The following is an 18,364-nucleotide window of genomic DNA, read 5'->3' as shown; positions in this document are numbered from 1 at the left end:
TACAATGACAGTATCTCAATCAAGAAGGAAGACTTATGTCCATTACCAAAGAATTTGATACCATCGCGGCTATTTCAACCCCTCTGGGTGAGGGGGCCATCGGGATTGTCCGTCTCTCTGGCAGTCAGGCCGTCGCCATCGCCAAGAGTGTTTTTAAAGGCAAGGATTTAGAGACCGTGCCTTCCCACACCATCAACTACGGTCATATTATTGAAAATGACGAGATTATTGACGAGGTCATGGTTTCTGTCATGCGGGCTCCCAAAACCTTTACCCGTGAAGATGTGGTGGAAATCAATACCCACGGCGGTGTCGCTGTCACCAATGAAATTCTCCAACTGCTCCTGCGGTCAGGGGCTCGAATGGCTGAGCCTGGTGAATTTACCAAGCGGGCCTTTCTCAATGGTCGTGTGGATTTGACACAGGCCGAGGCCGTTATGGATTTGATTCGGGCCAAGACAGACAAGGCCATGAATATCGCTGTCAGCCAGCTGGATGGTTCCCTGAAAAATCTCATTAATAACATCCGCCAGGAAATTCTCAATACCCTGGCCCAGGTTGAAGTCAATATTGACTACCCCGAATATGACGATGTGGAAGAAATGACCACAGCCCTAATGCGAGAAAAGACGCAGGAATTTGAGGATCTTTTGACCCGCCTACTGGCAACCGCAAAACGGGGCAAAATTCTCCGCGAAGGCCTCTCTACAGCAATTATCGGGCGACCCAATGTCGGCAAGTCCAGCCTGCTCAATAATCTCCTGCGGGAGGACAAGGCCATCGTTACCGATGTAGCTGGGACCACCCGTGATGTCATTGAAGAATATGTCAATATTAAGGGAGTTCCTCTTAAATTGATTGATACGGCTGGGATTCGTGAGACCGATGATCTGGTTGAAAAAATCGGTGTTGAACGCTCCAAAAAGGCCCTGGCCGAAGCTGACCTAGTCCTTCTGGTTCTCAATGGCTCAGAAAAATTAACTGACCAGGACCGAGCATTATTGGACATCAGTAAGGATAGCAAGCGGATTATCCTCATCAATAAAACTGACCTGCCGCAAAAGATTGAGCTGGACCAGCTACCCGACGATGTTATCCAAATCTCTGTCCTCAATAATCAAAATATGGACCTGATTGAAGAGCGGATCAATGACCTCTTCTTTGACAACGCCGGTCTGGTGGAAAAGGATGCGACCTACCTGTCCAACTCCCGTCACATTTCCCTCATTGAAAAAGCCCTGGCCAGCCTGCAAGAGGTTAACCAAGGGCTAGAGGCTGGCATGCCGGTCGATCTTCTCCAGGTTGACATGACCCGCTGCTGGGAAATTCTGGGAGAAATTACAGGAGATGCCGCCCCCGATGAACTCATCACCCAACTCTTCAGCCAATTCTGTTTGGGAAAATAAATCCCTTCATACTCAACGAAAATTAAACAACCCGAGGAAAGGAGCAAGGACCTCAAGTCACTAAAGTGACTGATGTCGCAGTAGGTGTCTGCTATCTTTGCGCCACCTCGTGCCACAGCAGACAGCTAGTCACCCTTGCTGGGGTAGTTTTAACATCTGTCAAAGCCCTTCTGTCTTATTCCTAAACGGCAACCTCCATAGCGATAATATATCAGTGATTTTTAATCGCTGATAAACTTGTTACGATAGAAAATATCAGATTTTGATTTTTCTTGGCTATAACATTGATAAGCTGAATAGACAAAAGAAGCTGATTTCTCAATCTCTAGGAGGAATCAGCTTTTTATTATTCTATTCTTTTTGACAGAGCCAAAGTAAATTGTTGTAGGCCTGCTTATTATTGGTCCTTTGGTGGGTGGATGCGATAAACCAAGCGAGGAATGACATGAAATCTGTAGGCCAAGGCGCAGACTATTGCCAAAACAAGTATTGGCAAGGATTTAGTTAGGGCACCTACAATTGCCGCCACCACCGTTAAGACTAGGAGAATGATTTGAGCTGCTAATAGCCCACCGGAGTATCGGCTGTGATTTTTCATGTCCTGGCGATCCCCAAAGTCCTGTGACAGGCGCTCCACTAAATGATTTAGTTTTTCTTCGTGATTAGGAAGATCCTTGACGCCCTTAAGAAGGTCAACCTGATAGTATTGACCATTTGTCAGGCGAATATTCAGGCGATAGTCCTTTTCGCGATTTTCCACTTGTAAGCCTTGAATATCTTTTTTGGCAATCGCTTGATAATTCTTAGAGAGGTAAATAAAAATAAAATATTGTGGATTTTCCAACCAAAAACCACCGTCTCCCCAAAGGTTACCGACCAGATAGGTCTGCCAATCCAACTGATAGTCGGGGGCCTTTTCTTGAACGGCTTCAACCAATTCTTTAATCTCAACTTCACTGATATCCATATCCTTCTCCTTGATTTCAAGTGACTTCTGCCTCTGCATCAGACTAATTCATCTCTACCAGAGGTCAATTTAAACTATTCTTATAAAAACAGTTTAGCATTTTCTTGAACAGCCGACAAAACTGTGATGCAAACTAATACTCAATAAAAATCAAAAATAGCCAAGGCAACGAACTGCAGACAGTACTTGGGTACGGCAAAGTGAGTTAACGATGGATAGTTTTGATTTTTGAAGAGTATAAAAATAAAAATTTGACCCAAATCTCTAGGTCAGATGACTTCTAGTTTTCCAAAAATGCTTGCAATTCCGCCACCTCTTCTGCCACTCTGCTGTCAGAATTTACCTGAACCAGATGGTAGCCAATCATATAGGGGGAAGCCACAAAGCGAGGAATGACCTTGCAGACTAGACCTTCTCCTTGATGATAAAAGAAGAGATTGTAGGAGGAACAGGCTCCGCCAAGGTAGCCTTCAAGCACATAGCGGAGAACCTTCTGCACCGTGTCGGCCAACTTGTCGCTATCTCTTTGGTCTGCGATGACCACATTGATTTCGGTAAAACTGCTCAGGGGTTGGGCCGAAATGGTCACTCGGGCTAGGTCAGTCCTTTCCTGGCTCACCAGAGCCCCAGCGAAGGTCTCAGCATCTATTGCCTCGTAGGCGTCAACCCCTTCAAATCCAATCACCTGCATATGGGGATGGCGCAGGGAGCCACCTGAGAGGGGACCAAAATTTTTAAAAAGACCGACTGTCTTAAAGCGACCACTATCCTCCAACTGACGCCAAGCCTTGAGGGCGAAGGCAAAGAGCTTACGATTGTGGGCTTTGCTGTAAGTCGTGATGTCTCCCAGATGTTGGCTAGACTCGATAATCAAGGTCTGATAGGTCTTAGCCAGAACTGGGTATTTATTGTCCAGCCAAATCATGTCCCCTTTTTGGGCAATAATTTTTTCCAGGCTATCAATCTGGCAGAAGGGACAGCTATCCTGATTGTTGGGCTTCTTTTGAGCTGTGTGAACATTGAAGGTTAGTTTCTGGGTCATTTTTCGAGAATCTCTTTCACCAATTTTTTGAGATCTGGCAGAACCTCTTCCTTGAACCAAGGATTTTTCTTTTGCCAAATATTGTTGCGCGGGGACGGATGAACCAAGGGGAAAAAGTCTGGGAGAAAGTCTTTATAGGCTTTGACATTATCCGTCAGCTTAACCGAAGATTTTTGTTGGAGGTAATAATGCTGGGCATAGTTCCCAATCAAAAGGGTCAAAGAGATGTCAGGCAACTCCTGCAAAATCAGGGGGTGCCATTTTTCCGCAAAACCCTTACGAGGAGGCAGGTCGCCAGATTTGCCCTTGCCAGGGTAGTAAAAATCCATAGGGATAACGGCAATCTTGTCGGAATTATAGAAGGTATCTCGGTCAATTCCCAACCAGTCCCGCAGATTATCTCCCGAAGGATCATTCCAGTAAAGGCGGGATTCTTGGGCTCTGATACCAGGGGCCTGGCCAACGATATTGATGCGGGAGGTCTTGGGAGCCGTAAAGAGAGGCTCAATTCCAGCCTTGGTAAATTCCTCATTTTGGGGGTCGGCCTTGATGGCCTCAATAATTTCTTGCATGCTTGACATAGGAAACATCTCCTTTTCAAAATCAGGTTGAAGTCGGAGCAAGATTCTGCCCTTGGGCATTCAGCCTTGAGGTTTCGGTAATTCAGCACTCAATGAAAATCAAAAAATTCATTGGTAAGTCACTTTACCTTATTCTGCAGTGCTATTCCTTCACTGCCTTAGCAATTTTTGATTTCCGAAGAGTAAACTAAAATCAGCGGACCAGTCTAGCAAGGCTGAGCTGGTCCGATAGGGTTATAGATGGTCGATTATTTAATCAATTCGTAGATGGCTTCAGCATAGATGGCACAGGCACGGAAGAGGTCTTCAACTTCGACGAATTCGTTGGCCTGATGCATGGTATTGACATAGTCAGGGAACATGGCGCCAAAGGCAACCCCTCTGTCCAAGAGACGGCCAAAGGTCCCACCGCCGATGACCTGCTCATAGCCTTCCAGTCCTGTCTGCTTTTCATAAACAGACAAGAGGGTTTTAACCAAGGGGTCATCCATAGGAACATAGTGGGGCAGGTGCTCATGGTCGGCCAGACTGACAGACTCAACTCCAGGCAATTTTTCCAGACCGGCCTTAATGGTCGCCGTATCAGTCCCTTGAGGATAGCGGAAATTGAGGGTAATGGTGTTGTCGTTAGCTCCTTCTTCAAAGTCAAAGATACCAGCGTTCATAGACAGGGCACCCATTTTAGGGTCGATATAGGCCAGACCTAACTTTTGCCCATCAAAATCTTCATGCAGTACGGTCGCTGTCAAATTCAAGAAAGCTTTGGCAGGACCAGAAAAGTCAAATTGATTGAGGAAGAGGGCCAGGAAGGTTGCCCCATTAACCCCTTCTTCTGGCGTTGAACCGTGGGCAGCTTTCCCGACAATTTCAAAGACAAACTTGTCCCCTTCTGCCTGAAGAGAGCCTGATAAAACAGGATAGTCATCTAAAAAGTCATCTAGCTTGGCTTCCAATTGGGCCTGACTAAGCTGACCAGAAATGATAGCCTGAGCGGATTCAGGCACCATATTGTCCCTCAGGCCTCCCTTAAAGGAATGAAGGACGACAGGTCCAGCATTTTGCCCAGAAAAATGCAGATACTGGGTGATATTTCCCTTTTCGCCATTGATAATCGGGAACTCGGCATCTGGGGCAAAGCCAAAGTCAGGCTTTTCAACATCGGGGTGGGCAAAATAATAATCCATATCGCCCCAACCTGACTCTTCGTCTGTTCCCAAAACAAAGCGGACCTTTTTAGAAGTTGGTAGGCCTAGTTCCTTGATAATCTTTAAGGCATAGTAGGCTGCTAGAGTTGGGCCCTTATCATCAGAAGAACCGCGGGCATAGAGCTTACCATCCTTGATGACCGGTTTGTAAGGATCCGTATCCCAACCTGACCCAGCTGGCACCACATCCAGATGGGCAAAGATTCCTAGGGTCTCATCCCCCTGACCAAATTCAAAATCACCGACATAGTTGTCAATATTTCTAGTCTTGTAGCCATCTTTTTGGGCCATAGCTAGAAAATGTTCCAAGGCCTTGACAGGACCAGGACCGAAAGGGTGCTCCTTGTCGGCCTGGCTATCATCACGCTCAGAATTGATTTCCAAAAGGCTAAACAAATCAGCCAGCAAATCCTCCCGACGTTTTTCCACTTCTGCTTTAAAATCAACTGTCATTGGACTACCTTCTTCTAATGGGTGTAAACTCAATGAAAATCAAAAATAGGATGGAGCAAAGACCTCAGCCACTAAAGTGGCGAGGTCTAACGACAATCGCTATAGCGATTGTCTAGCTCCCTCACTAGCCTCACGAAGTTGGTAAAATCGGCCAACTTCGTGGGGCATCGCCGTGCAACGAACTGCAGGTAGCTCAAAAGGGGGAAGGCCTGCTTTTCTCAACAAGTACGGCAAGGTGAGTTAACGACACGACTCGAGAAAAGGAAAACCGATTATACTTTCCCTTTGGAGCTAGCGAGCAGCATAGGTAGGCCACATTAGTGGCTACCGTTGCAAATCAAGATTTTTTAAATCTTAGATTTGCTTTGCTGATGGAAAGTTATGATTTTCGAAGAGTATTAATTTCCATCATTATAGCATAAATGCAGGACAGACTAAAGGAGGGGATTTGACTATTCTTGCTATCAAACCTAGAAAAAAGCCCAAGGTTAGAACCTTGAACTTAATTTTATTCCTTTTCTTTAAAGGGATTGCCCTCCTGCTTATCCAGCTGTTGCTCACGGTCATTGTCGTCGTGATGATCGCCCATGGATTGGAGGAAGGCAAAGACATCGCCTCGGCGGCCTTCCATTTTCCCCGTTACTAATTCTTGAGTCGTCGCATTAAGGACAGCTCCCGTAATCAGTATCCGAGCCAGGAGTACGAACCAGAACATGATGATGAAGATGATGATGGAACCAAAGAACTTGATGTCAACCAGATTGTTAAAGGTATGGGTCACATAGTCCCCCACCAAGCCCGTCATAAAGATGATGACGATGGCACTGAGGATGGTTCCTGGAATGGTGTAGCGAATCTTGCGAATCCTGACATTTGGCAGGATAAAGTAGAGAACGGTCAAGCCAATCCAAACCACCAGAACCATGATGGGGCGATTGAGGTGGAGCAAGAGCTTTATCAGACCCGAGGGCACATCATACTTCCTCTGCAAGGCTGCCTGGTAAACCCCATCGGACAGGGTTGACAGTAGCAAGGCAAAGGTCAGCAAAAAGAGGATGAAAAAGCTAGCAACAATCCCCACGATATGACCTACCACAACATCCCGGTGTTGACTGACATCATAGGCCTTATTAAAGGCCTTTTGCAGGGAGGTCAGGCTTCGGGACATGGTCCAAAAACCCGCCAGGGTCGCAACTCCCAGAATCCCATTGGAAGGGGTGGCAAAGAGGTTGCGGACAATGCCAGCGACATTGGCGTAAATCTCCGATGGCAGGTTAGCCCTTAGAAAGGACAAGACATCTGGTAAATCAATGTCTAAATAAGGAAAGATATTGGCAGCAATGACAATCAAAGGGAAGATGGTCAGCAGCAAGTAATAGGCAACGGCGATACTGGATAGGTCAATCTCGGCACTACGGTAGTGCTTGAGATAGACCTGCAGCGGCGGATAGTTGAGTTTTTCCACCAGCTTATCCACGAATTTTTTCTTCATGGGTCTAGTAGGTTCCTTCTTCTCCCTGACTGGTCAAGATGACTGGACCGTCTTTAGTGATGACAAATTGGTGCTCATACTGGCAAGAAAGGCCTCCATCAATGGTCTTGTGGGCCCAGCCAGTCTTCATATCAGTATCAATTTCCCAAGAACCTGTGTTAATCATGGGTTCAATGGTCAGAACCATACCTTCCTTGAGACGCAGGCCACGCCCAGCCTTACCATAGTGAGGAACCATAGGCTCTTCGTGCATGGTTGGGCCAACACCGTGACCGACCAAGTCACGAACAACGCCGTAACCCTTGCCTTCGGCATATTCTTGAATGGCAGCACCGATGTCACCAATTCGGTTACCAACAACGGCCTTTTTAATACCCAGATAGAGGGCCTCCTTGGTGACAGCCATCAGGTCCTTGACCTCTTGAGAGACATTGCCGACAGCGTAGGCCCAGCAAGAGTCAGCCAAACCACCCGTGTAGTTTTCGGTATACTTTTTGACTTGGGCAACGTTGTCAAAATTCAACTCGGACACATCAAGCTCTGACTTATCCAAGGGCTCGGTCAAGACCATATCAACCTTGAGCAAATCCCCATCTTTAAGTTTATAATGGCGGGGGAAGGCATGGGCCACTTCGTCATTGAGGCCACAGCAGGTAGCATAGGGATAATCCATAAGCTGGCCATCAACGCCGATTTGCAAGGGCAGGACATTGGCCTCTTTACAGCGGTGGCGGACATATTCTTCGACTTCCCACATATCAATCCCTGGCTTAATCAAATCTCGCAGGCCAATATGGATGCTGGCAAGAAAGTCGCCAGCACGTTTCATGGCTTCAATTTCACGCGGTGATTTAAGTGTAATCATGATTTAAAAACTCCTCTATTTAGGGGCAGGGCGGTTGACCAGAATTGGTTTGCTTGAGACCAAAGCCCCATCTACTATTTTAATTAATTTTACTGGTAATCAAGGCCTTACAGACCACCCGACCTTGACAGTCAACTTCAATGTCAACCAAGGCAGATCGGCGATTTTCTCTGACAATCCTTGGCTTTAGCATCAAATAATCGTCAATTTGCACAGCCTGTAAAAAGTATATCATCATTTGTTCAATAATGATATTTTTTTTACTAGCTAGGGATAGGGTCCTTAGGCTGGTTTCCTTAAGCAATTCAGCCAGAATTCCATCGGTCAAATTCCCAGCATTATCAATCATGGCTGGTTCAACTTTGAAACCATAACCCTGATTTTCAGTTTTAAGACTGGCAATAATCTGGTCACTGATGGTATGCAGGCCATCATGATTGAGCTCCTGCAAATTCTCCAAAACCAGCTTTCGACTGATGACCCCCAGTAGACGATTGTCATCATCAACAACCGGCAGCATAGCAAAGTCCTCGGCAATCATCCGCTGGGCTACAGTTGCTAGACTAGTTTCCGGTTTAGTAGTGACTGGTTTAGTCATGACTTGGGTCAGCTTGATGGTCGAATCTTGATTGGAAACATCTCGCATAGTAATGACACCTAGAACCTGACCCGCTTCATCAATGACAGGATAGCGAACATGGTTGTTCTTTCTGACCAGACGATGGTAATCATTGACTGTGTCACCATCGGTTAGATAACCATAGTGAGACTTGAGACTATAAACCTGAGCCACTGTTTTAATGTCAGTCTTAATCCGCACATTAGAGAGGGCACGGTTAATCATGGTGGCAACGGTAAAGGTATCGTAGGCGGTCACCATAACCGGAATTCCCTGTTTCTGCGAGAGCTCTAAAACCTTTTCCGACACAGTAAAACCACCAGTTACCAAGATGGCATTTTTATTTTTCAAAGCTAGCAGCTGGATTTCCTCGCGGTCACCAACAATCAAGAGGCCACCCTTGACCAGATAGCGGCCAACATTTTTCTTGGTCATAGCTCCAATAGAGAAACGGCTGAATTCGTGCTTGAGGCCAGCCCTTCCTGCCACGACATCTGACTCGGTGATGGTGGCAATTTCGGCATAGGTCAACTTCTCCAGTCGCACCTGGACCTTCTGTTCCACCCGCACGGTCCCGCTACGGGGACGGGTCTCAACTAGGCCACGGCTCTCAGCCTCCTTGATAGCCCGATAGGCCGTCCCTTCGCTGACTGCCAGATGGTTCGAAATAGACCGCACACTGACCTGCTTGCCAATGGGCAGGCCTTCCAGATATTCTAAAATTTCCTGATGTTTGGTCACAGTACCTCACCTGCCTTTAGCTGAAATTCGAGGTAGTCCCGCATTTTGCGGCTGTAGCGGTCACTCCCCTTGAAGGCCCGAGCCAGTTTAAAACCAGCCTTGAGGGCAACCTTTTGGCTGGCTAGGTTTTCTCGATGAGTAATAATGGACAGACTTCGCAGGCCAAATTCCGCCAAGGCAAGAAAACTAATAGTCTTTAGACTTTCAGTCGCCAGACCTTGACCCCAAAAATCTTGCTGAACAAAGTAGCCAATTTCCGCTGTTTGCTTAGTTGGATTAAGCTTTTCCAAACGAATGGCCCCAATCATCTGCTGGCTGGCCTTGTCCTCCAGAGCCCAGATTCCCAGCGGTTCCTTCATGAAATAATGTACCAAGAGATAGTCGCTCTCGGCCTGACTGACCTGGGCTGGAAAAATGAAGGTCAGATTGGCTGGATTGTGGGTGATTTTATAGAAGTCCTGACTGTCATCAAAACGAAAAGGACGAAGCCAGAGCCGCTCCGTTTCCAACTGGGAATACCTGCCCAGTACTGTCCAAATATCCATGCTATTATAGTACAGTTTTTTAGAGACTTCGTCAAACCCACCTAAATTACAAGGAAAAAGGCACCCCAATGTTAGACTTCCTGTCTAACAATTAGGGTGCCACTTCTATTGAGCAACGCTATTCCAATTTAATTGTGTTTTCATTTTGCTTGAAATCGTCGACGGCCTTAAGAAAATTGTTAATTCAAAAACAGTCTAGAGCTCAAAATTCCTGCTCGTTATTTTTTGAAGCACCCGTCAGCCAGTCATAGATTTCTCTGGGGCTTCCGAGGGCCATGAGTTCTTGGTACTTGACCAGGGCCACCAAATCCTGATAAATTTGGCTGTCGGAGATAGGCTTCTTGTCGGCAGACTTATTGACCGTCATGATACCATCAGCAATGGTCACGAAGTCCAATTCCTCAAAAATCTGAATCATCTTAATTAAGAGAATATCAGGGATTTTGAGATAGTCTGCCAGTTCTTTGAGCTTATGACGGATATCAAATTCTGGAAATTGATAGATGGTCTTGTAAAGTTTGGCAAACTGCTCTCGAGTTCCGTAGCCAGTCAGATAATAGGCCTGCTTAATCTGATTTTTAAAATAGATGGCTGAAAAATCCTGATCTTGGAAGGCCTCTTTGAGTTGGCTAGCTTGCTCTGGAACCTTTAGGAGGACAACAGCTTGAGCCTGCTTATCAGCTTCTACTAGCTGCTGGAGGCTGGGCACACCCTTAGGTAACTGGGCCGATTTAGCCCTAATATCAATGAGTTGCACCCCTTGCACTCGAGCATCAACCAGCATAAGCTGAAGACTGGTATTACCGTTCCATTTATTGACTGAGAGGGTCACCGCCAGCTCGAGACCGCTGGCCTGAGCAAATTCTTGGGCCAGATGGCCTTGGGAGAAGGCTACCAGATCGAATTCTGCACCAGCTTGGGCCAGTTTGAGTTTGAGGTGGGCTCCATTTTGTCCCATAGTTCGGCTTTGCAGGACCTGGAAATCCTTGAGAAGAAATACCGGTTTCTTATTATCCATGCCAAAGGGAGACAGCTTTTCTAGGCTCTTGATGGTCTCCAGAGACAGGTCGGGCAAGTGAAGCTCCTCATCAATGGTCAGGCTATTCTTGCCAGCCTTATCTAGACCATTATCTAGGATATAGCTACAGAGAGCATCAGATAGCTTTTCCAGATTTTCAACCGGCAGGGTCATACCAGCCGCACCAGCATGGCCACCAAAGGCATCGAAAATGTCCCGATGAGGATTGAGGGCAGCAAAGATATTGACAGCCTCAACCGAGCGGGCCGACCCCTTGGCCCTGCCGTCTTCAATATTGAGGAGGATAACAGGCTGACTGAGAGATTCCGAAATCCGACCAGCCACAATGCCCAGGACCCCAGGATGCCAGCCTTCCTTGGCTAAGACCTGGGCCGGTTTGCCAGGGGCAATCATGGTCAGGGCCTGGTCATAGATATCCTGAACAATCTGCTTGCGTTCCTCATTTTTCTCCTGAATCATGTGAGCAATTTCGCCAGCCTCTTGGTCATCAAAGCCGGTCAGGAGTTCGACAGCAGGGTTGGGGTCATCTAGGCGACCTAGGGCATTGAGCATGGGGGCAATCTTGAAGCCAACGGTTTCCTCATTGAGGTCGCTAGGCTCAATATCAGCCAGCTGCATGAGTTCCTGCAGGCCCACCCTTTCAGTCTGAGCCAGCATTTGCAGGCCATACTTGACCAGAATCCGATTTTCCCCAGTCAGGCTAACCATATCGGCAATGGTTCCGATAGCGACCAGGTCCAGTAACTCATTGGGAATACCTTCCAAGAGGGCAGAGGCTAGTTTGAAGGCCACACCACAGCCGGCCAGATATTTAAAGGGATAGTCTCCTTCTGGATGCTCGGGGTGAACAATAGCGTAAGCATCGGGCAGATTATCCGGCAGGGAATGGTGGTCGGTAACGACGACATCAATCCCCTGCTCCTGTGCATAGGCAATGGCCTCATGACCAGCCACCCCATTATCAACGGTCACAATCAGAGAGGTTTCCTGCTGCTCAATAAAGTACTTATAAACGCTGAGATTGGGCCCATAACCATCGGTAAACCGATTGGGCAGATAAACCTGATACTCAGCCCCCAACATCTCCAGGGCCTCCTGCATAATAGAGCTGGAGGTCATGCCATCGGCATCGTAGTCCCCGTAGATTAGGATTTGCTGGCCAGCTTCAATGGCAGAACGAATCCGCTCGACAGCCTTATCCATATCATGAAGTAAATAAGGATCATGGAGTTGGGACAGGTCAGCTGACAGAAAATCATGGAGCTTGGCCTGGTCATCAATTCCCCTTTCATAGAGAATACCGGCTGCCAGGTTATCCAAATTTTCTTTTTTTGCCAGCTCTAAAAAGGGCTCACTAGGAGCCTGGTCAACTTGTTTCCAATCAAACTTAGAAGAAATCATTTATAATTAAAAGCCTTTCTGGAAAGAAAATCCGCTGTCTTGGGAAAGAGGGCATAAAACTTAGCCGCAAAGGCCATGGCCAGAGGCATATTGAGCTCTCGCTTATTTTTGCCCATAGCCTTGACAATTTTTCTTGCCACCTGCTCAGGTGTCAGGCTAAACCTGCCGATAGCCTTGAGGTAGTTGCCCGAAGGGTCTGCCCGATCAAAAAATTTGGTCGAGATGGGACCAGGATTGACCGTAGTCACATAAACGCCTCTGTCAATCAATTCCAATCGCAAGGCATTGGAATAGCCAATGAGGGCAAACTTGGTCGCCGCATAGACAGAAGACTTGGCAGTCGCCATCTTGCCAGCCATACTAGCAATATTGATGATGTGACCTGAACCAACCTTGGCCATTCTCTCCCCAACTAGGCGGGAAGAATTGATGGCCGCCAGGGTATTGACGTCAAAGGTCTCCCTAATAGTCTGGGGAGTAAATCGGTCGAAGTTCTTAAAGTCACCAAAACCAGCATTATTGATAAAGACATCAATCCGGCCATAATCAGCATAAATCTGATCAACTAGGCCTGTTAGAGCAGCATCATCTCGGCAATTGAGACCGTAAGACTGAAAATTTCCTCGACCAGCATAGAGCTGATCCATCTTTTCCTTGCTACGACCGATGGCTAAGACAATATCCTCTGGGGGTAAAAGCTGGATGATGGCCTGGGCTAAGCCACCCGAGGCCCCTGTAATAGCAATCACCCGCTGTTTTTCCTGTGTCAAATTTCTACCTCTTCTAGGTCCCAAACTACCTTGCTGTTTTCAAAAATGCCTCTGGCATCTGCTTCTAGTTGGCGGACATCCCTTGCTAGGAAACGGGCACTGATGTGGTTCATCAAGAGTCGTTTAGCACTAGCATCCTTGGCTACCTGAGCCGCCTGCATATTAGTAGAGTGACCGTGGTTGCGAGCCAGGCGTTCATCTCCCCTACCATAGGTTGATTCATGTACCAGAATATCCGCCCCCAGGGCTAATCGTACGCTGGCATGGCATTTTCTAGTATCGCCAAGAATGGCTAGAACCTTGCCCTTACGGGGATCCGAGATATAGTCCTTGGCAATGATTTTTGTGCCATCTTCCAAGACAACGTCTTGACCATTTTTTACCTTGCCAAAGAGAGGGCCAAAGGGGAGACCGGCTGCCTTGAGCTTTTCAGCATCCAGAGTGCCTTCCAAATCCTTCTGGACCACCCGATAACCCACGCAAAAGATAGTATGGTCCAGCTTTTCGGCATAGACGGTAAATTTATCGGTTTCTAAAATTTTCCCAAGGGACAGGGCATCAAACTCATGAAAATTAATGCGGTAAGGCAGGCGGGTACCGGACAGCTTGAGTGTATTGAGCACCATACTACGAATGCCAACCGGACCATAAATATCCAAATCGGTCTGCTCTTCACTGGCTTGGAAGGAGCGACTGGCCAAAAAACCAGGCAGGCCCAGCACATGGTCTCCATGTAGGTGGGTGATAAAAATTTTCCGCACCTTGCGGGGCTTGATGGTCGTATCCAAAATCTGCCTTTGGGTCCCCTCACCGCAGTCAAACATCCAAACCTGGTCGATTTCATTGAGCAGTTTCAACACTAAGCTGGAAACATTCCGAGCCTTGGCTGGCTGGCCTGCTCCCGTTCCTAAAAATTGCAATTCCATACCTAACACTCTTGCTAGTCCCAAGTTTTGGAACTAGTCTCTCTTTCTTACTAGTCTATTCTTTTATATAAATGCTAAATTGTCTTTGGCTAAAGCCATAGTAGATTGGGCTCTGAGCCTCTTTTTTCAGTTGTTCTGCTAGATTTAGGACCTCTTGGGCATTGTAGCCAGACAGTTTGAGGATGTCTCCCTGCAAACGGACAGCATCTGTTAAGAGGGCATTCTGGTCGAGCTCAACAACTTCCTGCTCATCCTCAGCAAATTCCAAGGGGCCCATCTTGATTTTGCCAGCCTCTTGATAAACCTTGTAGTGGGGGAAAATCTGAGCTATTTCCATCAAGACTTGAGCCGTTACCGCTTGGTCTTTTTCTGAAAATACTTGGGCAATTTCCTGATCAGATTCATAGACAAAACCGTAGGACCTACCCGACAAATTGAGCCTAACAAAGGGCTGGCTTTCTTGGGCAAAAGAGGGCTCTGTCTTGAACCAACCAAAGGCCTGGGAAAGCTCCAAATAATAGGCCGTTGCAGCCTGAGGGCTCTCTTTCTGATAGAGCTCAGCAAAGTAGGCATTAACCACACTGGGGGGCGGACTAACCAAAATCAGGGCCTCTTCTCTACTCAGCCCAGCTAAACTATTTTTCAAGTAAGCCTTATCTAAGCTGGTGAAGCCACCGTATTTGAGGGCCAAGTTCATCACATCAGTCATAAAATTCTTCCAATCTCCATTTGTTTTTCTCAGCAATAAAGCCAGAAACTTCTGGGCTAGCTTGATTATAGTCGTAGGGATCCAGCAGGGCAAACTTACTTAAGTCATGGAGCTTATAAAGCTTATCTGGACCGACCTTAATTGAAAAGGGGAGAAAAATCTGCTCGATTTCATCCAAAATCTGTCGCCTAAGGCTTTGTCGACTGTCTGGATTTTTTAAGGAAATCCTGATATTGGGAAAGACAGTAGCCAACAAATTATCTGTCTGATCCATCTTATTGTAGATAGCCAGACGAGGAATCTGGAGCATATCCAAATCCTGCAAAATATCCAGAACCACCTGCTCCTGTTCGGCATGATTGGAATCACTGGCATCAATAACATGGAGGAGCAAATCCACATGGCGGCTCTCTTCCAAGGTTGACTTGAAGGCTGCCACCAATTCAGTCGGCAGATCCTGAATAAATCCAACCGTATCCGTCAGTGTAGCCTGAAATTGATCCTTGAGATAAATTTGCTTGGTCGTCGCATTCAGGGTCGCAAAGAGTTCATCGGCTTCATACTGGCCATTATCCGTCAAGCGATTCATCAGGGTTGATTTCCCAGCATTGGTATAACCAATGAGGCCGATTTTAAAAACCGTCGATTCCAATCGCTTGTCCCGAATGGTTGAACGGGTCTTTTCAACGATCTTGAGCTGGCGTTCAATATCACTAATCTGATGGCGAATAGAACGACGATTGAGCTCCAGCTGACTTTCACCAGGCCCCCGGCTGCCAATCCCACCAGCTTGACGACTGAGCATAACCCCTTGGCCTGCAAGCCGGGGTAACATATATTTGAGTTGGGCCAGATGAACCTGAAGCTTGCCCTCATGACTGCGGGCCCGCATAGCAAAAATATCCAAAATCAGCTGCATCCGGTCAATAACCTTGACCCCGAAAGCCTGCTCCAAATTGGAATTCTGCCTTGGAGTCAGACGATTATTAACAATAACCATATCAATCTGATCCGCCTCAATCATGGCAGCAATTTCTTGCAACTTTCCCGAGCCAACAAAGGATTTGCTATCGTATTTATCGCGCTTCTGGCGATAGCTCCTGACAACCTCAGCACCAGCTGTCTGGGCTAGACTAGCCAGTTCCAGCATGGACATGTCAAAATTCTGGCTACTAGGCAATTCAACACCCAGCAGAATCACCCGTTCAGTGCTCTCAGCTGTCTCAAACATGAGCTATCTCCTTTCAATAAGTTAAGAAAATGGGAGTGAGACAAAAATCGTGATTTCTTCGAAATCGATTTTGTCGTCTCACCCCCGCACAGTTGATTAGGAAGGACGCTGTCCCGAAGGGGACAAGTACTTCCAATCAACCACTGCGTCTAACTGTTTGATATTGAAAAAGTAAGGAGGTGAGGACTTTTGTCCCACTATCATTTCCTACGGCAACCACTAGGGTGGATTGCCTAAACTTCTTACTAAGCCAGGCTTCTGACAAATCAAACCAAGACTGAGCCTGGTTTTCATTAAGTCGGAGTCAAACAGTCTATTTCAAGACCACTTTTCTCCATTTATTGGGACTTTCATTATATCACAAATGAGGGTGAATTTTATGGACACAAGACTAAATTTTTCCATTAAAAAATGACCGGAAATCCCAGTCATCTTAATGGCTTATCTAAGCCCATGAATTCTATTTTTAGAAGCGAATAATTTCGCGGGTTCTTTCGTAAGAGGAAACGAAACGGTCGGTGACACCAGGTTCAACAACCTCTAAAGCATAAGAAATTTCTTCAAAGGAAGATTTATAATCGTACTCTTTTTCAAAGAGTTTGAGGGCAATTTCAAAACTTTCTTGAACAGCAGGTTCAAAGCTACGATAGCGATTTGAGTATTGCAAGAGCTGTTCGGTTAAGGTTGCGTTTTGAACCACTCGATAGGTAGTTTCAATCAGAAGGTCCATAGAAGACCCAGCTGATTCTGTCAAACGAGCCACCAAGTTGATATTAATGCGGCCTTTGCTCAATTCATCCAGCAGGGTTTCCAAATGTTCACTGGTCGTGAAGAAGATACTGAGGAAGTCTTGTGGGATACCCGGCAAATTGCGTTTTTCCATAAAACGCTTGATAACATGCAGCTGATTGACATAATCATCAGCCTTAATCCGTGATTCATTTTCAATACGCTCGATACCCTTGAGCTCACCGCTGAGTTCAATCTGACCATCCTCAACATTTGACAAGGTCTTGAGGGCATCATCGAAGATTCCCTTGAGCTCAGAGAATGGCTTCACTTGCGTATCAAAATTCTTGATAGCCGGAATCGTATCTTCTTCGATTTTATCCAGTTCCTTAGCGAACTTGCTGACGCTAAGGGTTTCATTATCTTCGATGATATAGAGGCTGTTGAGATGGGCCATTTCTTTTTCAAGAGCCTGGTTATTATGCTTAGCATGCTCTAAGTACTTAGGAAGAATCTTAGAATCCTTCATGACTTGCTTATTAGCATCAATTTCCCGCTCAAAGATAGCATAGAGACCATCAATTTTCTCTTGAATTTCTTCGTTTTCTTCGATGGCACGATCCAAGTCCAGGGTTGCCAAGCCATCAGCATTACTGGAGATAGACTCACGAATATCTTGGAAACGACGTTCGATATTACGTTCTGGGAAGTGATAATGGGCATCCAAAAGTTTGCCATATCCCGATTCCAAATCATCCAATTGATCTGGGAAATCATCTTCCAATTTAGCCACAATGGCAGGAATCTTTTCAGAGATTTGACCAAGAGCGATGGTGTGCTCCTCAGCCTTATCCAAAATTTCCGCCGCTTCAACTGGGTCCCCTGTTGAATTGAGGGTAACAAATTGAGAGAATTCCGCTTCAATATTTTTGAGCTGTTTCTCAATCTCAGCCTTGGTGGCACCAAAGTTATCAGAATTATCTTCTATACTTGTCTTCAAATCTTCGTAAAGATCCAGAGCGTGTTTAACACGAGCGCTATTCTTATCTTCTTGATCCTTGAGGATGTCAAGAGCTTCACGAACCGAGGTGATATCTTCTTCTGCCAAATCCAATTGACTCTCAATGGTGCCAAGAGAATTTCTAACCTTGAGGAAGCGGAAAGAATCATTTTGATTTTCAGCTTCAACCAGATTGGCCTCAATATCCTTAACCGTATTGGTTGAAAGGTCAGTCCACTTTTGATTCCATTCACGGAAGGTGGTTTGACTTTGTCCAATCAGATTCAGCTTTTTAATAGATTCCAGTTCTTTAGCGACTGGCTGGTCAAAAAGCTTTTGCTTGCGCTCTTCCAATTGCGCCAAACGCAAATCGTTTCGTTTTCTAAGAATAACACCGATGAGGTAACCGACGATGACCACTAGGACAAAGGCTACAATCAGCACTATAATTCCGCTCGACATGTTCTCTCCTTTAAGCTATGAGATTAGCCAACTTTACGTGCTATCTCACTTTTTATCATTTTGATACCTTAACACAAAATCCATTGCCTACTGTCAGGTCTAGACTGCAGGGTTTATCGGGCTTGCTAGAGCAAAAGAGTCAATTTTCAATCATTGAAAATCAAATCTCTTTCCTCTTTTC

At 46.3% G+C, this 18,364-nt stretch carries 15 protein-coding genes; 1 reads left to right on the top strand and 14 read right to left on the bottom strand.

Annotation, left to right across the window (positions count from 1 at the left end):
- Positions 1-35 precede the first annotated feature (35 nt).
- A complete protein-coding gene (gene mnmE / locus BS63_RS0102415; RefSeq protein WP_028798415.1) occupies positions 36-1,406 on the top strand; it encodes a tRNA uridine-5-carboxymethylaminomethyl(34) synthesis GTPase MnmE in 1,371 nt (456 codons plus the stop codon).
- A gap of 397 nt (positions 1,407-1,803) precedes the next feature.
- Here the strand turns inward: mnmE and BS63_RS0102410 are convergent, their stop codons facing one another.
- The 14 genes from BS63_RS0102410 to ezrA all read right to left on the bottom strand — a co-directional run bounded on the left by BS63_RS0102410 (position 1,804) and on the right by ezrA (position 18,183).
- Positions 1,804-2,373 (bottom strand): hypothetical protein, encoded by a 570-nt coding sequence (locus BS63_RS0102410; protein ID WP_002963357.1) that lies wholly within the window; start codon positions 2,371-2,373, stop codon positions 1,804-1,806.
- 280 nt (positions 2,374-2,653) lie between these two features.
- The gene (locus BS63_RS0102405; protein ID WP_002963300.1) at positions 2,654-3,415 is read right to left on the bottom strand and encodes a DUF4931 domain-containing protein; all 762 of its coding nucleotides are present in this window, start codon (positions 3,413-3,415) and stop codon (positions 2,654-2,656) included.
- Positions 3,412-3,996 carry a uracil-DNA glycosylase family protein gene (locus tag BS63_RS0102400; protein ID WP_002963301.1) on the bottom strand — a complete coding sequence of 195 codons (585 nt, stop codon included), beginning with the start codon at positions 3,994-3,996 and terminating at the stop codon, positions 3,412-3,414. The genes BS63_RS0102405 and BS63_RS0102400 overlap by 4 nt, the downstream gene beginning before the upstream one ends.
- A 248-nt stretch (positions 3,997-4,244) precedes the next feature.
- Positions 4,245-5,654, bottom strand: a complete 1,410-nt coding sequence (gene pepV, locus BS63_RS0102395) for a dipeptidase PepV (RefSeq protein WP_002963302.1) — start codon at positions 5,652-5,654, stop codon at positions 4,245-4,247.
- 508 nt (positions 5,655-6,162) lie between these two features.
- Entirely contained in the window at positions 6,163-7,146 is a 984-nt protein-coding gene (locus tag BS63_RS0102390; RefSeq protein ID WP_002962348.1) for a YihY/virulence factor BrkB family protein, read from the bottom strand.
- A gap of 4 nt (positions 7,147-7,150) precedes the next feature.
- Positions 7,151-8,011 carry a methionyl aminopeptidase gene (locus BS63_RS0102385; protein ID WP_002962350.1) on the bottom strand — a complete coding sequence of 287 codons (861 nt, stop codon included), beginning with the start codon at positions 8,009-8,011 and terminating at the stop codon, positions 7,151-7,153.
- Between the two features lie 79 nt (positions 8,012-8,090).
- A complete protein-coding gene (gene spxR, locus BS63_RS0102380; protein ID WP_002962351.1) occupies positions 8,091-9,371 on the bottom strand; it encodes a CBS-HotDog domain-containing transcription factor SpxR in 1,281 nt (426 codons plus the stop codon).
- Complete coding sequence (locus tag BS63_RS0102375; protein ID WP_002962353.1) at positions 9,368-9,916, bottom strand: GNAT family N-acetyltransferase; 549 nt, start codon at positions 9,914-9,916, stop codon at positions 9,368-9,370. Before BS63_RS0102375 ends, spxR begins: the two co-directional genes overlap by 4 nt.
- 202 nt (positions 9,917-10,118) lie before the next feature.
- The gene (gene recJ, locus BS63_RS0102370) at positions 10,119-12,356 is read right to left on the bottom strand and encodes a single-stranded-DNA-specific exonuclease RecJ (protein WP_002962355.1); all 2,238 of its coding nucleotides are present in this window, start codon (positions 12,354-12,356) and stop codon (positions 10,119-10,121) included.
- Positions 12,353-13,126, bottom strand: coding sequence for an SDR family NAD(P)-dependent oxidoreductase (locus BS63_RS0102365; RefSeq protein WP_019781377.1), 774 nt, complete (start codon positions 13,124-13,126; stop codon positions 12,353-12,355). The genes recJ and BS63_RS0102365 overlap by 4 nt, the downstream gene beginning before the upstream one ends.
- Positions 13,123-14,052, bottom strand: a complete 930-nt coding sequence (rnz, locus tag BS63_RS0102360; RefSeq protein WP_002962358.1) for a ribonuclease Z — start codon at positions 14,050-14,052, stop codon at positions 13,123-13,125. Before rnz ends, BS63_RS0102365 begins: the two co-directional genes overlap by 4 nt.
- 55 nt (positions 14,053-14,107) lie before the next feature.
- Complete coding sequence (locus BS63_RS0102355; RefSeq protein ID WP_002962359.1) at positions 14,108-14,761, bottom strand: hypothetical protein; 654 nt, start codon at positions 14,759-14,761, stop codon at positions 14,108-14,110.
- Positions 14,754-15,992 carry a GTPase HflX gene (gene hflX, locus BS63_RS0102350; protein WP_028798414.1) on the bottom strand — a complete coding sequence of 413 codons (1,239 nt, stop codon included), beginning with the start codon at positions 15,990-15,992 and terminating at the stop codon, positions 14,754-14,756. The genes BS63_RS0102355 and hflX overlap by 8 nt, the downstream gene beginning before the upstream one ends.
- A gap of 466 nt (positions 15,993-16,458) precedes the next feature.
- Positions 16,459-18,183, bottom strand: a complete 1,725-nt coding sequence (ezrA, locus tag BS63_RS0102345) for a septation ring formation regulator EzrA (protein ID WP_002963018.1) — start codon at positions 18,181-18,183, stop codon at positions 16,459-16,461.
- Positions 18,184-18,364 lie beyond the last annotated feature (181 nt).

The organism is Streptococcus sobrinus DSM 20742 = ATCC 33478, from assembly GCF_000686605.1.
In the GTDB taxonomy this organism is placed as follows: domain Bacteria; phylum Bacillota; class Bacilli; order Lactobacillales; family Streptococcaceae; genus Streptococcus; species Streptococcus sobrinus.
Note: the sequence above shows the minus strand (reverse complement) of the source record. Positions and strands in the feature narration are given on the sequence as shown.

Coding starts and splice junctions, on each gene's coding strand:
- hflX (WP_028798414.1), bottom strand. CDS start 15,992: ATGTTTGAGACAGCTGAGAGCACTGAACGGGTGATTCTGCTGGGTGTT.
- ezrA (WP_002963018.1), bottom strand. CDS start 18,183: ATGTCGAGCGGAATTATAGTGCTGATTGTAGCCTTTGTCCTAGTGGTC.
- recJ (WP_002962355.1), bottom strand. CDS start 12,356: ATGATTTCTTCTAAGTTTGATTGGAAACAAGTTGACCAGGCTCCTAGT.
- pepV (WP_002963302.1), bottom strand. CDS start 5,654: ATGACAGTTGATTTTAAAGCAGAAGTGGAAAAACGTCGGGAGGATTTG.
- BS63_RS0102390 (WP_002962348.1), bottom strand. CDS start 7,146: ATGAAGAAAAAATTCGTGGATAAGCTGGTGGAAAAACTCAACTATCCG.
- BS63_RS0102385 (WP_002962350.1), bottom strand. CDS start 8,011: ATGATTACACTTAAATCACCGCGTGAAATTGAAGCCATGAAACGTGCT.
- BS63_RS0102400 (WP_002963301.1), bottom strand. CDS start 3,996: ATGTCAAGCATGCAAGAAATTATTGAGGCCATCAAGGCCGACCCCCAA.
- rnz (WP_002962358.1), bottom strand. CDS start 14,052: ATGGAATTGCAATTTTTAGGAACGGGAGCAGGCCAGCCAGCCAAGGCT.
- BS63_RS0102410 (WP_002963357.1), bottom strand. CDS start 2,373: ATGGATATCAGTGAAGTTGAGATTAAAGAATTGGTTGAAGCCGTTCAA.
- BS63_RS0102355 (WP_002962359.1), bottom strand. CDS start 14,761: ATGACTGATGTGATGAACTTGGCCCTCAAATACGGTGGCTTCACCAGC.
- mnmE (WP_028798415.1), top strand. CDS start 36: ATGTCCATTACCAAAGAATTTGATACCATCGCGGCTATTTCAACCCCT.
- BS63_RS0102375 (WP_002962353.1), bottom strand. CDS start 9,916: ATGGATATTTGGACAGTACTGGGCAGGTATTCCCAGTTGGAAACGGAG.
- BS63_RS0102405 (WP_002963300.1), bottom strand. CDS start 3,415: ATGACCCAGAAACTAACCTTCAATGTTCACACAGCTCAAAAGAAGCCC.